13 protein-coding genes are annotated in these 13,077 nt (G+C 61.7%); 11 read left to right on the forward strand and 2 right to left on the reverse strand.

The window, feature by feature from the left end:
• Window positions 1-26 precede the first annotated feature (26 nt).
• The 4 genes from AC3WOY_RS21000 (at window position 27) to upp (ending at window position 3,713) form a co-directional block, all read left to right on the forward strand.
• Window positions 27-1,229: an MGDG synthase family glycosyltransferase gene (locus AC3WOY_RS21000; protein WP_492427294.1), complete on the forward strand. Its 1,203-nt coding sequence runs from the start codon at window positions 27-29 to the stop codon at window positions 1,227-1,229.
• Entirely contained in the window at window positions 1,220-1,699 is a 480-nt protein-coding gene (locus tag AC3WOY_RS21005; RefSeq protein ID WP_492427296.1) for a hypothetical protein, read from the forward strand. Before AC3WOY_RS21000 ends, AC3WOY_RS21005 begins: the two co-directional genes overlap by 10 nt.
• 72 nt (window positions 1,700-1,771) lie before the next feature.
• Window positions 1,772-3,004 carry a DUF445 domain-containing protein gene (locus AC3WOY_RS21010; protein ID WP_492427298.1) on the forward strand — a complete coding sequence of 411 codons (1,233 nt, stop codon included), beginning with the start codon at window positions 1,772-1,774 and terminating at the stop codon, window positions 3,002-3,004.
• 58 nt (window positions 3,005-3,062) lie between these two features.
• Entirely contained in the window at window positions 3,063-3,713 is a 651-nt protein-coding gene (gene upp, locus AC3WOY_RS21015) for a uracil phosphoribosyltransferase (protein ID WP_492427300.1), read from the forward strand.
• Here upp and AC3WOY_RS21020 read toward each other — a convergent pair whose 3' ends face one another.
• Together AC3WOY_RS21020 and ppk1 are read right to left on the reverse strand one after the other, a co-directional pair.
• Window positions 3,714-4,181, reverse strand: a complete 468-nt coding sequence (locus tag AC3WOY_RS21020; RefSeq protein ID WP_492427302.1) for a SixA phosphatase family protein — start codon at window positions 4,179-4,181, stop codon at window positions 3,714-3,716.
• Window positions 4,182-4,189: 8 nt separating this feature from the next.
• Window positions 4,190-6,295 (reverse strand): polyphosphate kinase 1, encoded by a 2,106-nt coding sequence (gene ppk1, locus AC3WOY_RS21025; RefSeq protein ID WP_492427304.1) that lies wholly within the window; start codon window positions 6,293-6,295, stop codon window positions 4,190-4,192.
• Between the two features lie 183 nt (window positions 6,296-6,478).
• On the opposite strand from ppk1, the gene pstS reads away from it, so the two are divergent.
• The 7 genes from pstS (at window position 6,479) to phoR (ending at window position 13,008) form a co-directional block, all read left to right on the forward strand.
• Window positions 6,479-7,522, forward strand: coding sequence for a phosphate ABC transporter substrate-binding protein PstS (pstS, locus tag AC3WOY_RS21030; protein ID WP_492427306.1), 1,044 nt, complete (start codon window positions 6,479-6,481; stop codon window positions 7,520-7,522).
• 124 nt (window positions 7,523-7,646) lie between these two features.
• Window positions 7,647-8,645, forward strand: coding sequence for a phosphate ABC transporter permease subunit PstC (pstC, locus tag AC3WOY_RS21035; protein WP_492429376.1), 999 nt, complete (start codon window positions 7,647-7,649; stop codon window positions 8,643-8,645).
• Window positions 8,642-9,487, forward strand: a complete 846-nt coding sequence (gene pstA / locus AC3WOY_RS21040; protein WP_492427308.1) for a phosphate ABC transporter permease PstA — start codon at window positions 8,642-8,644, stop codon at window positions 9,485-9,487. Before pstC ends, pstA begins: the two co-directional genes overlap by 4 nt.
• Before the next feature lie 13 nt (window positions 9,488-9,500).
• Window positions 9,501-10,271: a phosphate ABC transporter ATP-binding protein PstB gene (pstB, locus tag AC3WOY_RS21045; protein WP_492427310.1), complete on the forward strand. Its 771-nt coding sequence runs from the start codon at window positions 9,501-9,503 to the stop codon at window positions 10,269-10,271.
• 32 nt (window positions 10,272-10,303) lie between these two features.
• Window positions 10,304-11,011, forward strand: a complete 708-nt coding sequence (gene phoU / locus AC3WOY_RS21050; protein WP_492427312.1) for a phosphate signaling complex protein PhoU — start codon at window positions 10,304-10,306, stop codon at window positions 11,009-11,011.
• 2 nt (window positions 11,012-11,013) lie between these two features.
• Window positions 11,014-11,703 carry a response regulator gene (locus tag AC3WOY_RS21055; protein ID WP_492427314.1) on the forward strand — a complete coding sequence of 230 codons (690 nt, stop codon included), beginning with the start codon at window positions 11,014-11,016 and terminating at the stop codon, window positions 11,701-11,703.
• Between the two features lie 9 nt (window positions 11,704-11,712).
• Window positions 11,713-13,008 carry a phosphate regulon sensor histidine kinase PhoR gene (gene phoR, locus AC3WOY_RS21060; protein ID WP_492427316.1) on the forward strand — a complete coding sequence of 432 codons (1,296 nt, stop codon included), beginning with the start codon at window positions 11,713-11,715 and terminating at the stop codon, window positions 13,006-13,008.
• Window positions 13,009-13,077: the final 69 nt, after the last annotated feature.

The following is a 13,077-nucleotide window of genomic DNA, read 5'->3' on the forward strand; positions in this document are numbered from 1 at the left end:
ATCCTTCCAGCCTCGATGGGGGCGCCATGTACCTGACGCTGGATGCACTCGCTCCCGCCATTCCCGTGGCGGCGCCTGTTTTTCCCGGGAAGCGTATCCTGATCCTCAGCGTTTCGGCGGGGGCAGGCCATGTGCGCGCGGCAGAGGCTATCCGTAGTTGCGCGGACGCGCATGGCAGTAAAGTGCAGGCCCTGCACATCGACGTCATGGATCATGTGCCGTCCGGGTTCCGCAAGCTCTACACCGACTGCTATATCGCGCTCGTCAACCGCCATCCCGCCGTCTGGGGCTACCTGTACCAGGTGACGAACGAAGCGCGGCCGGACAGCATGATGCAGCGGCTTCGCCGCGCGGCGGAGCGCCTGAACACGCGCCGGCTCCATGCGCAGATTGCCGCCTTCCGTCCGGACGCCATCATCTGCACGCATTTCCTGCCGGCGGAGCTCCTGTCCCGCATGACGCGGCTCGCGCGCCTGTCCTGTCCGGTATGGGTGCAAGTCACGGATTTCGACCTGCACCGCATGTGGGTACATGGGCACATGACGGGCTACTTTGCCGCGAACGAAGAAGTCGCCTTCCGCATGCGCGCCGGCGGCATACCGGAGGATGCCATCCGGGTCACCGGCATCCCGATCATGCCGGCGTTCGGGCGTGCGCCAGACCGCACGGAATGCGCCCGTGAACTGGGAATCGACCCGCAGCGGACTACCGTGTTGCTGATGGGCGGCGGCGCCGGCCTGGGGCGCCTGGATTGCCTGGCGTCGCGCCTCCTCGCGCTGGAAGAAGACTTCCAGCTCATCGTGATGGCCGGCAAGAACCTTGGCGCGCTGGCCGCGCTGCATGCCCTCGCATCCCGTTATCCCGGCCGTCTCGTCGCACAGGGATTCACTGACCGCGTCGACCGCCTGATGGCGTGTGCGGATTTCGCCATCACCAAACCCGGCGGGCTGTCCACATCGGAATGCCTGGCCATGGGCCTGCCGATGATCCTCAATTCGCCCATTCCGGGACAGGAGGAGCGCAATGCCGATTTCCTCCTGGAGGAAGGCGTCGCGCTCAAGGCCAGCGATGCAGTCACCCTGGAATACCGTGTGCGTCACCTGTTGCGGCATCCAGCCGCATTGGCTGCCATGCGGGAAAAGGCATCGCGACTGGCCCGACCGCACGCCGCGCGCGATGTCCTCGACACTGTCCTCTCTCACGTTCCCACTCCGTTCGCATGCCCCTGAACAATCGACCGCTGAACATTGCCCTGACGCTGGCCTGGGTCATCCTGCTTGCGTATTTTTTCGCGCATATCGAAATCCAGATCGAGGGAGGCGCCGGCTGGGCCGTCAACCTCCCGACCTGGCGCATCGAGGAGCACTGGCTGCTGGATATTTTCTGGGGCGGAAGGGCCATGACCGGGTATCACGCCTGGGTGTTTCCCTTCATTGCGCTGTTTTTCCATTTTCCGCTGTTCTTCATGGGCCACTGGTCATGGCGCGCCGAATTCCGCGTCATCGGCTGCATCATGCTGTTCTGGATCGTGGAAGACTTTCTATGGTTCATGCTGAATCCGGCATACGGCCTTGCCCGCTTCCACATGGAAGCGATTCCTTGGCACAAGCACTGGCTCTGGCTGGCACCGGTCGACTACTGGTTCTACTCCGCCGTCCTGATGCTCATGCTGTGGTTGTCCTGCAGGCAAGAGCGCTGAGTTGTCATTTGTGAACTAATCGCAACCTTCCGCGCTCGAACCGGTACCAAAACCTCTCGGATCGACCGGTCAATGCACGAACAAGAGCAGGCGGTTCAACTCAGGAAAGCGCGCACCCTTGCCACCGGCCTGTTGGTGGCCATGGCGGTCTTGTTCGTCATTTCGCGGTCCCTGATGCCGCGCTATCCCGCTCTTTCCTTCGTCGCGGCATTCGCCGAGGCGGCGATGGTGGGCGGGCTGGCCGACTGGTTCGCCGTGACCGCCTTGTTTCGCCATCCGCTCGGCCTGCCGATTCCTCACACGGCAATCATTCCGCGCAACAAGGACCGCATCGGCGACAGCCTGTCGAACTTCCTTGAACACAATTTCATCACGCAGGAAATCATCCGGGCGGAAATGCGTCCGATCGATTTCGCGGGTGCGGCGGCAACGTGGCTGGCGCAGCCGGAAAACAGCAAGGCGGTGTCGCGCCAGATCGTGCGCAGCGTGCCGACCCTGCTGCGCGTGATCGAGGACGAGGATGTCAGGCAGTTCATGCACAACCGGCTGACGTCCGCGCTGGCGCATGCGAAGTTTGCACCGATGGCCGCCGAGATCCTGACGGTGCTGGTGGCCAGCAACCGGCACATCGCCTTCTTCAACCACCTGGTCGAGGTGGCTGCCCGTGCGCTCGAACGCAACAAGGACTACATCCGCTGGAAGATCCACGAGAACAGCCCGCGCTGGCTGCCCAAGGCCATCGACGAGAAGTTTTACCATCGCCTGCTCGATGCGGTGCAGAGTACGCTGGACGAAATGCGGGAAGAGGACAGCGAGTGGCGGCTGCGCTTCCAGAACATGGCCGACGATTTCATCCAGCAGTTACGGACCTCGCCGGAATACGAGGAAAAGCTCGATACCGTGCTCAGCGAGGTGCTCGGCCATCCGATGGCGCGCGATTACATGATCGCCATCTGGCACGACATCAAGGCGCGTCTGGAAACGGATATCGCCTCGCCGGATTCGCACATCGCCGCCCGGCTCGACCAGGGATTCCGCTCCATCGGCAATGAGCTGCTGGGCGACGCGCGGGTGCAGCGCAAGCTCAACCAGTGGATACGCATCTTTGCCACGGAAACCATCGTCGCGCGGCGCGAGATGATCGCCGACCTCGTCTCGCGCGTGATCAGGAAATGGGACGCCGACACCATGTCGCGCAAGCTCGAACTGCATGTCGGCAAGGACCTGCAATACATTCGCATCAACGGCACGCTGGTGGGCGGCCTGGTCGGCCTCGTCCTGCATGCGATCTCACGGATTCTCTGACCGCGCGGGGAGAAAGCGGTAAACTGGCGCGAATTCCAGCACAAAGAGAAACCAGATCATGAAACAGGATCCCCGCTTCCCGAATCTGTTCATCCTTGACCACCCGCTGATCCAGCACAAGCTGAGCTACATGCGCGACAAGGACACATCGACACGCACTTTCCGCACGCTGTTGCGCGAACTGACCCTGCTGATGGGCTACGAGGTGACGCGCGACCTGCCGATGACGACCAAGCGCATGGATACTCCGCTGATGACCATCGATGCGCCGGTGATCGCTGGCCGCAAGCTGGCCGTGGTGCCGGTGCTGCGCGCGGGCATCGGCATGAGCGACGGGCTGCTTGACCTGGTGCCGTCGGCGCGCGTCGGCCACATCGGCGTGTATCGCGATCCGGAGACCCACCAGCCGGTCGAATACCTGGTGCGCCTGCCGGATTTGCAGGAGCGTACCTTCATCCTGTGCGATCCGATGCTCGCTACCGGCAATTCAGGGGTGCATGCGGTGGATGTGCTGCGCAAGCGGGGCGTGCCGGAAGAGCGCATCGTCTTCCTCGCGCTGGTCGCCGCGCCGGAAGGCGTGTCCGTGTTCCAGGCGGCGCATCCGAATGTGAAGGTGTATGTCGCCTCGCTCGATTCCCACCTGGACGAGCACGCCTACATCGTTCCCGGCCTTGGCGACGCGGGCGATCGCCTGTTCGGCACGAAGTAATTACTTTCCGGCGAAGTCCGCGCCGAGCACGGCCTTGAGGTAGGGCGTTTCGCCGTCCTCATCGGCCTTGCTCGCAATCCAGCAGATACTTCCCTTGCGCAGGTGCCATTCCTGCTGTTGCCCAGTGATCAGCAGCGATGCAACATGGCCGAGCGTCGGCTGGTGGCCCACCACGAGGACCGTACCGTCCGCATCGGGCCAGCCCGCTGCGCGCAGGACGCTTTCTGCGCTGACATCCGTCGCCAGCGCCCGGTCGGTCTTGAATTTTCGCCCCAGCGATTCCACTGTCTGCACGGTGCGCACGGCAGGGCTGCTGAGGATGCTGCAGTCGTCCGGCAGGTTGCGGTTCAGCCATTCGGCCATTTTCCGCGCCTGCTTCCTTCCTTTTTCGGTCAGTTCCCGGGCTTGGTCCGGCTTGTCGAGACTGCCGGGTTCTGCCTCGGCATGACGCCAGAGGATGAGTTCCATGTGTTCACCTAGTCAAGTTCGCCATTTGCACCCAGCGCATGTGCAAGGTGTTGCTGCGCGCAGAACGGCACCTGCTTGCCGCGCGGCCTTTTTCGCTGGTAGCGGCCGGACGCGTCCAGTTCCCACGCATTCATATTGTCCTTCAAATAAGGGTTCAGGCCTTCGGTAATGACGCGCTTCTTCAGGAGGTTGTCCAGTACCGGGAATGCGACCTCGATGCGCCGGAACAGGTTCCGGTTCATCCAGTCGGCGCTGGCAAGGTAGACATCGTGCGCGAGGTCGTTGCGGAAATAATAGATCCGGCTGTGCTCCAGGAAGCGGCCGACGATGGAGCGGACCCGGATGTTTTCCGACAGGCCGGGAACGCCGGGCCGCAACGCACACGCGCCGCGCACGATCAGGTCGATCTTCACGCCGTCGGCGGAAGCGGCATACAGGGCGCGGATCACGGATTCATCCACCAGCGCATTCATCTTGCCGATGATGCGCGCCGGCCGCCCTTCGCGCGCGATGGCAGCTTCGTTGCGGATCGCCTTGATCAGCTCCTTTTGCAGGCCGAAGGGCGCGAGCCACAGGTACTGCAATTTCTTGGGCTTGGTCAGGCTGGTAAGGTGGATGAAGACTTCATTGACTTCCGCCGTCAGTCCCGGATGGGCGGTCAGCAGGCCGAAGTCGGTGTAATGCTTGGTGGTGGTCGGGTGGTAGTTGCCGGTGCCGAGGTGGGCATAGCGCCGCAATTCGCCTTCTTCCCGCCGCAGGACCAGCGCCAGCTTGGCATGGGTCTTCAGGCCGACCACGCCGTACACCACTTGCGCACCGACGCGTTCCAGGCGTTCGGCCCAGTTGATATTGGCTTCCTCGTCGAAGCGTGCCATCAGCTCCACGATGACCGTCACTTCCTTGCCGTGCCGCGCGGCGGCGATCAGCGCCTCCATCAGGTCGGAGTTCATGCCGGTGCGATAGATGGTCTGCTTGATCGCCAGCACATTCGGGTCTTCCGCCGCCGAACGGATGAATTCCACCACCGGCTGGAAAGACTGGAAGGGATGGTGCAGCAGGACATCCTGCGTCCGCAGCACGCCGAACATGCTGCCGTCCGCCAGTTGCCGCGGCAGGCCGGGCAGGAAGGGAGGGAAGTGCAGCGCCGGCTGCGGGATGGTGTTGACCAGTTCCTGCAGGCGCACCATATTCACGGGGCCGTCGACCGCGTAGAGCCGATTCCTGTCGATGGAGAACTGTTCCAGCAGGAAATCGGCAAGGTGGGGCGGGCAGTTGCGCGCCACTTCAAGGCGCACCGCGAAACCGAAGTGGCGGCTTTGCAATTCGGACTGCAGGGCTTGCCGCAGGTTCTTGACTTCTTCTTCGTCCACCCACAGGTCGCTGTTGCGTGTGACGCGGAACTGGGAATAGGCGAGGACTTCACGCCCGGTAAATAGGTCGCCGATATGCGCATGGATCACGGAAGAAAGCAGGCAGAACGACACGCCCTTCTTCGACAGCCGGTCCGGCAGCCGGATGACGCGGGGCAGGACGCGCGGCGCCTTGAGGATGGCGATGGCGGTGCCGCGGCCGAAGGCATCCTTGCCCGACAGCTCGACGATGAAATTCAGGCTCTTGTTAACTACTTGCGGAAACGGATGCGCCGGGTCCAGTCCGATCGGCGTCAAGAGCGGCCGCACTTCCCGGTCGAAATATTCTTTCACCCAGGCTCGTTGCTCCTCATTGCGATCCTGGTGCCTGAGCAGGTGGATACCCTTGGCGGAGAGCTGGGGAAGGATTTCCGTGTTCAGCAGCTCGTATTGCCTTTCGACAATCTGATGGCATTCGCCGCTGGTACGTTCCAATGAGGCAATAAGGGCCGGCGGTTCCGTCTTTGCGCCTTCCATCCTGTTATGCGCGAGCAGGCTTGCGATCCGCACTTCAAAGAATTCATCCAGGTTGCTGCTGACAATACACAGGTAGCGCAGGCGTTCGAGGAGGGGGATGGCCGGGTCTTCCGCCTGCGCCAGAACGCGGCGATTGAAGGCGAGCTGGGACAATTCCCGGTTCAGGTAAATCACGCGCTGGTCCGGTCCAGCCTCGACCGGCGGTTCGTGTTTTGTCTTTTTGATCATTCTTCTTGCCGGATTGTCTCTATTAGGGGTGCTGGCAGTGTAAAAAAGCAATATGACAACTCGATGACACGCGGTTCAGCCTTCCGGCACTTTATGACATGGTGTTTTATCAGTGTCATAAACATGTCACAATCGTTCGTTAAAGTTCGCGCTGTCTTACTTTGACAACTTCACGGAGCAGATATGCGACTGAACAAATTCCTTACATCCGCTGCACTGGCTGCGGGTGCTGCATTTGCGTTTTCCTCGGCTGTTGCAGCCGACATTACCGGCGCGGGCGCGACCTTCCCGTATCCGATCTATGCAAAATGGGCGGAAGAGTACAAGAAAGCCACCGGCACCGGCCTGAACTACCAGTCCATCGGTTCCGGCGGCGGCATCAAGCAGATCAAGGCCAAGACCGTTGACTTCGGCGCATCCGACATGCCGCTGAAGGCAGAGGACCTGGAGTCCGAAGGCCTGATGCAGTTCCCGGCCATCATGGGCGGTGTCGTGCCGGTTGTGAACCTGGACGGCGTGACGCCCGGCCAGCTCAAGCTGACCGGCGAAGTGCTGGCAGATATCTACCTGGGCAAGGTCACCAAGTGGAATGCCCCGGAAATCGCCAACCTGAATGCAGGCGTCAAGCTGCCGGCGGAAGACATTACCGTTGTCCACCGCGCCGACGGCTCCGGCACGTCCTTCCTGTTCACCGACTATTTGTCCAAGGTGAATGCGGAATTCAAGTCCAAGGTCGGCGCAGGCACGGCAGTGAAATGGCCGACCGGCGTGGGCGGCAAGGGCAACGAAGGTGTTGCAGCCAACGTCCAGCGTATCAAGAACTCGATCGGCTATGTCGAGTATGCCTACGCCAAGCGCAACAAGATGTCGCACACCCAGATGAAAAACCGCGATGGCCAGTTCGTGCAGCCGGATGACGATACCTTCAAGGCAGCAGCAGCAGGCGCAGACTGGGCCAAGACTCCCGGCTTCGCCGTGGTCCTGACCGAGCAGGCGGGCAAGAACAGCTGGCCGATCACCGGCGCATCCTTCATCCTGATGCACAAGGCGCAGGCCGATGGCGCAAAGGGCAAGGAAGTCCTGAAGTTCTTCGACTGGGCATACAAGAACGGCGGCGCAATGGCAACCGAACTTGAATACGTCTCGATGCCCGCACCGGTCGTGAAGCTGGTCCAGGATGCCTGGAAGGCACAGCTGAAGGACGGTTCCGGCAAGGCTGTCTGGTAAAGAAGCATTCCCGGAAGTACATGCCGGAGGCGCGGGGTCGCCATGGGGTGATCCCGCGCCCGGTCTTAACCACCCGCAAGGGTCCTTGCTTATGAATGCAAATCCATCGTCGGTCGCTGCGCCTATGGTCCCGTCCGAACAGAAAACCGCTGAACAGCAAGCCGCCGCCAAGGCCATGGGCTCCACCATGCGCAAGCAGCGGCTTCAGGATTTTCTGTTCCACAAACTGACGCTCGCGTTTGCGCTGAGCGTGCTGCTGGTCCTGGCAGGCATCATCGTTTCGCTGGTCATCGGCGCCTGGCCCGCCCTGAAGGAGTTCGGCCCGGCATTCATCACCACCGTCGAATGGGATCCGGTCAATGACCAGTACGGCGCGCTGATCGCGATTGTCGGCACGGTGGCCACCTCGCTCATCGCCTTGCTGATTGCATTTCCGATCAGCTTCGGCATCGCGCTGTTCCTGACCGAAATCTGTCCTGCGGCGCTGCGCCGCCCGCTCGGCACCGCAGTTGAGCTGCTGGCGGGCGTGCCCAGCATCATCTACGGTATGTGGGGCCTGTTCATCTTCGCCCCGCTGTTCGGCGACCATATCCAGCCGATCCTGAAAAAGACCCTCGGCCAGCTGCCCGTGATCGGCCAGCTCTTCCAGGGGCCGATGATGGGCATCGGCATCCTGACCGCCGGCCTGATCCTCGCGGTCATGATCATCCCCTTCATTGCCTCGGTGATGCGCGACGTGTTTGAAATCGTCCCCGCCGTGCTCAAGGAATCCGCTTACGGCCTCGGCTGCACCCGCTGGGAAGTGGTGCGCAAGGTCGTGCTGCCGTACACCAAGACCGGCGTCGTCGGCGGCGTCATGCTCGGCCTCGGCCGCGCCTTGGGCGAAACCATGGCCGTCACCTTCGTCATCGGCAATGCGCACAAGCTGTCCTGGTCGCTCTTTGCGCCGGGCAACAGCATTGCGTCCACGCTGGCCAACGAATTCGCCGAAGCCGAATCGACGCTGCATGTGTCCTCGCTGTTTGCGCTCGGCCTGATCCTGTTTGTCATTACTTTCATCGTGCTCACCGCAGCCAAGCTCATGCTGATGGGGCTGACGCGGCGGGAAGGAGCGAAATCATGAACCCTGTCTACCGCAAGCGTCTCTGGACGCACCGCATCGGCATCGCGCTGTCCATTGGCGCCATGGCCGTCGGCCTGTTCTTCCTGATGTGGATCCTGTTCACGCTGCTGGTGAAAGGCTTCGGCGCCCTCAGCCTGGCGATGTTTACGGCTACAACCCCGGCACCCGGCAGCGACGGCGGCGGCTTGATGAATGCCATTGTCGGCAGCCTCCTGATGGTTGGCGCCGCGACCCTGATCAGCACGCCGATCGGCATCCTGGCCGGCATCTACCTGGCCGAATATGGCGAGGAAAGCTGGCTGGCGCAAATCACGCGCTTCGTCACCGACATCATGCTGTCGGCGCCGTCGATCGTGATCGGCTTGTTTGTCTACGCGCTCTACGTCGCCAATGTAAAGCACTTCTCCGGCTGGGCCGGCACCTTCGCGATTTCGCTGATCGCCGTCCCGGTCGTGGTGCGCACCACCGACAACATGCTCAAGCTGGTACCGAGCAGCCTCCGTGAAGCGGCGTTCGCACTCGGTGCGCCGCGCTGGAAAGTCGCCATGATGGTTCGCCTGCGCGCCGTCAAGGCGGGCGTGATCACCGGCGTGCTGCTGGCCGTGGCCCGCATCTCGGGCGAAACCGCGCCGCTGCTGTTCACCGCCCTGAACAACCAGTTCTTCAGCGCCAACATGAACGCGCCGATGGCCAACCTGCCGGTCGTCATCTTCCAGTTTGCGATGAGCCCCTATGACAACTGGCGCGAGCTGGCGTGGGGCGGGGCATTGCTGATCACCTTCAGCGTGCTTGGCCTGAACATTCTCTCGCGTACCCTGCTCAGCCAGAAAACTCCGCACTGACATGAACAATTCCATGACCATGACCGCCTTGAAGCCAACGCTCGAAATTTCCAGCCTGAACTTTTTCTATGGCGGTTTCCAGGGCCTGAAGAACATCAACCTGAACGTCTACGAAAAGAAGGTCACCGCTTTCATCGGGCCCTCCGGCTGCGGAAAATCGACCCTCCTGCGCACGCTCAACCGCATGTACGACCTGTATCCCGGCCAGCGTGCCGAGGGCAAGATCATCTACAACGGCCGCAACATCCTCGAGCCGGGCCAGGACGTCAACATGCTGCGCGCCAAGGTCGGCATGGTGTTCCAGAAGCCGACGCCGTTCCCGATGTCGGTCTACGAGAACATCGCCTTCGGCGTGCGCCTGTACGAAAACCTGTCCAAGGGCGAGATGGACGAGCGCGTCGAATGGGCGCTGAAGAAGGCCGCCCTGTGGACCGAAGTGAAGGACAAGCTCAACAAGAGCGGCCTGTCCCTGTCGGGCGGCCAGCAGCAGCGCCTGTGCATCGCGCGCAGCGTTGCCGTCAAGCCCGACGTGCTGCTGCTCGACGAGCCGACCTCCGCGCTCGACCCGATCTCGACCGCCAAGATCGAGGAGCTGATCGCCGAGCTGAAAGAGGACTACACCATCACCATCGTCACGCACAACATGCAGCAGGCAGCGCGCTGCTCGGATTACACTGCGTACATGTACCTGGGCGAACTGGTGGAGTTCGGCGAGACCGACCAGATCTTCATGAATCCGGGGAAGAAGGAAACGCAGGATTACATCACCGGCCGCTTCGGCTAAGACACGTTAACAGATTCGATCAGGAGAAACCGATGCCAGGCGACCACTCTTCCAAGGCCTACGATATGGACCTCGAAACCATCCGCTCCAAGGTACTGACCATGGGCGGCCTGGTGGAGAGCCAGTTCACCGATGCGATGGAATGCTTCCGCGGCGGCGATATCGTCAAGGCCGAGCAGGTGATCAAGTCCGACGAAAACGTCAACCGCCTCGAAGTAACCCTCGACGACGCGTGCAGCCACCTCATCGTCAAGCGCCAGCCCGCTGCCAACGACCTGCGTACCGTGATGGCGACGCTCAAGGTGATCACCGACCTGGAGCGCATCGGCGACGAGGCGACCAAGATCGCACGTACGGCAAAACACTTGCACGAGCGAGGGACGGTCGGGGTCCTCAACCATTACGAATCGGTTCGCGTGCTGGCATCAGGCGCGGCGAATTCCCTGCACGACGCGCTGGACGCTTTCGCCCGCCTGGACGAGAAGCAGGCCGCGAGGATCATTGCCGCTGATGAATCCATCGACCACGAATTCCGCTCGACCACCCGTGCCATGGTGACCTTCATGATGGAAGACCCGCGCACGATTTCGGCAGCGCTGGACACGCTTTGGGTGGCCAAGGCGGTCGAGCGTATCGGCGACCACGCCAAGAACATCGCCGAGTACGTGATCTATATCGTCGAAGGCAAGGATATCCGGCATACCGACTACGTTAATACGAAGCTGGACAGCAAAGTCTGAACATGACTGTAGATAAAACCACCATCCTTGTCGTTGAAGACGAACCTTCGATCGTCGAGCTCGTATCCTTCACCCTGAAGGAGGCGGGCTGGAACAGCCTGGCGGTGAACACTGCGGCGGATGCCTGGGAATTCATCCAGCGCCGCACGCCCCAGATGGTCCTGCTGGACTGGATGCTGCCCGACCAGTCGGGGTTGCGCCTGCTGTCGCGCATCCGCGGCGACCGGCAGCTCAACGAACTGCCTGTCATCATGCTGACGGCAAAGAGCATGGAAGAGGACAAGATCGCCGGCCTCGACAATGGCGCCGACGATTACATCACCAAACCGTTTTCGCCGCGCGAGCTGACGGCGCGCATCAAGGCGCTGCTGCGCCGCAAGGCGCCCGAACATGCGCAAAGCCTGATGACGGCCGGTGCCGTGACGCTTGACCCGGTCAGCTGTTCGGTCATGCTGCATGGCCAGAAGATCGAGATCGGCCATGCGGAATACAAGCTGCTCAAGTTCTTCCTCGCCCATCCCGAGCGCGTCTTCTCGCGCAGCCAGCTGCTGGACAAGGTGTGGGGCGACCATGTGGTGATCGAGGAACGTACGGTCGACGTGCATGTGCTGCGCCTGCGCAAGGCACTCAAGGACGCAGAGTCCCTCATCAAGACGGTGCGCAGTGTAGGATACATGCTGTCCGAGAAATAATTTCCCTGTATGAATCCTCGCCTGCTTTTCTGGATTCCGGCCGGGCTGCGCCTGTCTTTCGTTCTCGCCGGTGCCGCAGTCCTCTGGTACATGTTCGGCCTTCTCGCCGGTGTCGTGACCGCGATCGCTGGCCTGCTGATCCTGCTGGTCGTCCAGCTGCATTACCTTTATCAACTCTCCAGCTGGCTTGAAGATCCGAATAGCGCCAGGCTGCCGGACGGGTGGGGTGCATGGACGGATATTTTTTCGCGCCTCTACCGCATGCGCCGCGGCGACGAAAAGAACCAGGCCGAGCTGACAGAGTGGCTGACGCGCTTCCGCCAGGCGATGAGCCTGCTGCCTGATGGCGTGGTCATCATGGACGACGTGCTGTTCCTCGAGTGGTGCAACCCCGCGGCGGAAAAGCACCTCGGCCTGCAGCTCGACCGCGACAAGGGCATGCGCGTCACCAACCTGGTCCGCAGCCCCGAGTTCATGGATTACATCATCCTTGGGCGCTATGACCAGCCGCTGACGCTCGGCTTCAAGGACCGCAAGCTGGTGGTCCAGATCATTCCCTTCGAAAACCGCCGCCAGATTCTTGTCACGCACGACGCGACCGAATCCGAGCGGATCGAGATGATGCGGCGCGATTTCATCGCCAATGCCTCGCACGAGCTGCGCACGCCGCTGACCGTCATCAACGGTTTCCTCGAAATTGCCACCAGCCAGGCCAACCTCGACCCGCAGACGCGCATGTCCCATCTCAAGCTGATGAGCGAGCAGGGGCAGCGCATGCAAAACCTGGTCGAGGACATGCTCACGCTGACCCGGCTGGAGTCGATCGAATACCCGCTGCGGCCCGAGAAGGTGAACATCCGCATGCTGCTGGAACAGATCGAGCAGGAAGCGGTTGCATTATCCGCCGGCCGGCACACGATTTCGCTGCATGTCGACGGTCCGGACCTGAAAGGCGGGACGGAAGAGCTGCGCAGCGCGTTCGGCAACCTCGTATCGAATGCAATCCGCTACACGCCGCCCGGGGGCAAGATCGACATCCTGTGGGAAGGTAAGGAGTCCGGTCCCCAGTTCGTCGTCAGGGATACCGGCATCGGCATCCGCCCCGAACATATTTCGCGCCTGACGGAGCGGTTCTACCGCGTGGACAAGAGCCGTTCGCGCGAAACCCAGGGAACCGGCCTTGGCCTCGCGATCGTCAAGCATGTGCTGCTCCGTCACGACGCCACGCTCGTCATCGAATCGGAACCGGAGCAGGGCAGTACCTTCATGGTCCGGTTTCCGAAAAAACTGGTCGCCGACAGTTGAACTTGCCGCCGGTCAATAGTGGATCGTGGTAAATTAGCTTGACCGGACTTCAGCGCATCGGCGCGTTAT

It is taken from the genome of Noviherbaspirillum sp. FW303-A3 (assembly GCF_058788695.1).

Coding starts and splice junctions, on each gene's coding strand:
- AC3WOY_RS21000 (WP_492427294.1), top strand. CDS start 27: ATGTACCTGACGCTGGATGCACTCGCTCCCGCCATTCCCGTGGCGGCG.
- AC3WOY_RS21005 (WP_492427296.1), top strand. CDS start 1,220: ATGCCCCTGAACAATCGACCGCTGAACATTGCCCTGACGCTGGCCTGG.
- AC3WOY_RS21010 (WP_492427298.1), top strand. CDS start 1,772: ATGCACGAACAAGAGCAGGCGGTTCAACTCAGGAAAGCGCGCACCCTT.
- upp (WP_492427300.1), top strand. CDS start 3,063: ATGAAACAGGATCCCCGCTTCCCGAATCTGTTCATCCTTGACCACCCG.
- AC3WOY_RS21020 (WP_492427302.1), bottom strand. CDS start 4,181: ATGGAACTCATCCTCTGGCGTCATGCCGAGGCAGAACCCGGCAGTCTC.
- ppk1 (WP_492427304.1), bottom strand. CDS start 6,295: ATGATCAAAAAGACAAAACACGAACCGCCGGTCGAGGCTGGACCGGAC.
- pstS (WP_492427306.1), top strand. CDS start 6,479: ATGCGACTGAACAAATTCCTTACATCCGCTGCACTGGCTGCGGGTGCT.
- pstC (WP_492429376.1), top strand. CDS start 7,647: ATGGTCCCGTCCGAACAGAAAACCGCTGAACAGCAAGCCGCCGCCAAG.
- pstA (WP_492427308.1), top strand. CDS start 8,642: ATGAACCCTGTCTACCGCAAGCGTCTCTGGACGCACCGCATCGGCATC.
- pstB (WP_492427310.1), top strand. CDS start 9,501: ATGACCATGACCGCCTTGAAGCCAACGCTCGAAATTTCCAGCCTGAAC.
- phoU (WP_492427312.1), top strand. CDS start 10,304: ATGCCAGGCGACCACTCTTCCAAGGCCTACGATATGGACCTCGAAACC.
- AC3WOY_RS21055 (WP_492427314.1), top strand. CDS start 11,014: ATGACTGTAGATAAAACCACCATCCTTGTCGTTGAAGACGAACCTTCG.
- phoR (WP_492427316.1), top strand. CDS start 11,713: ATGAATCCTCGCCTGCTTTTCTGGATTCCGGCCGGGCTGCGCCTGTCT.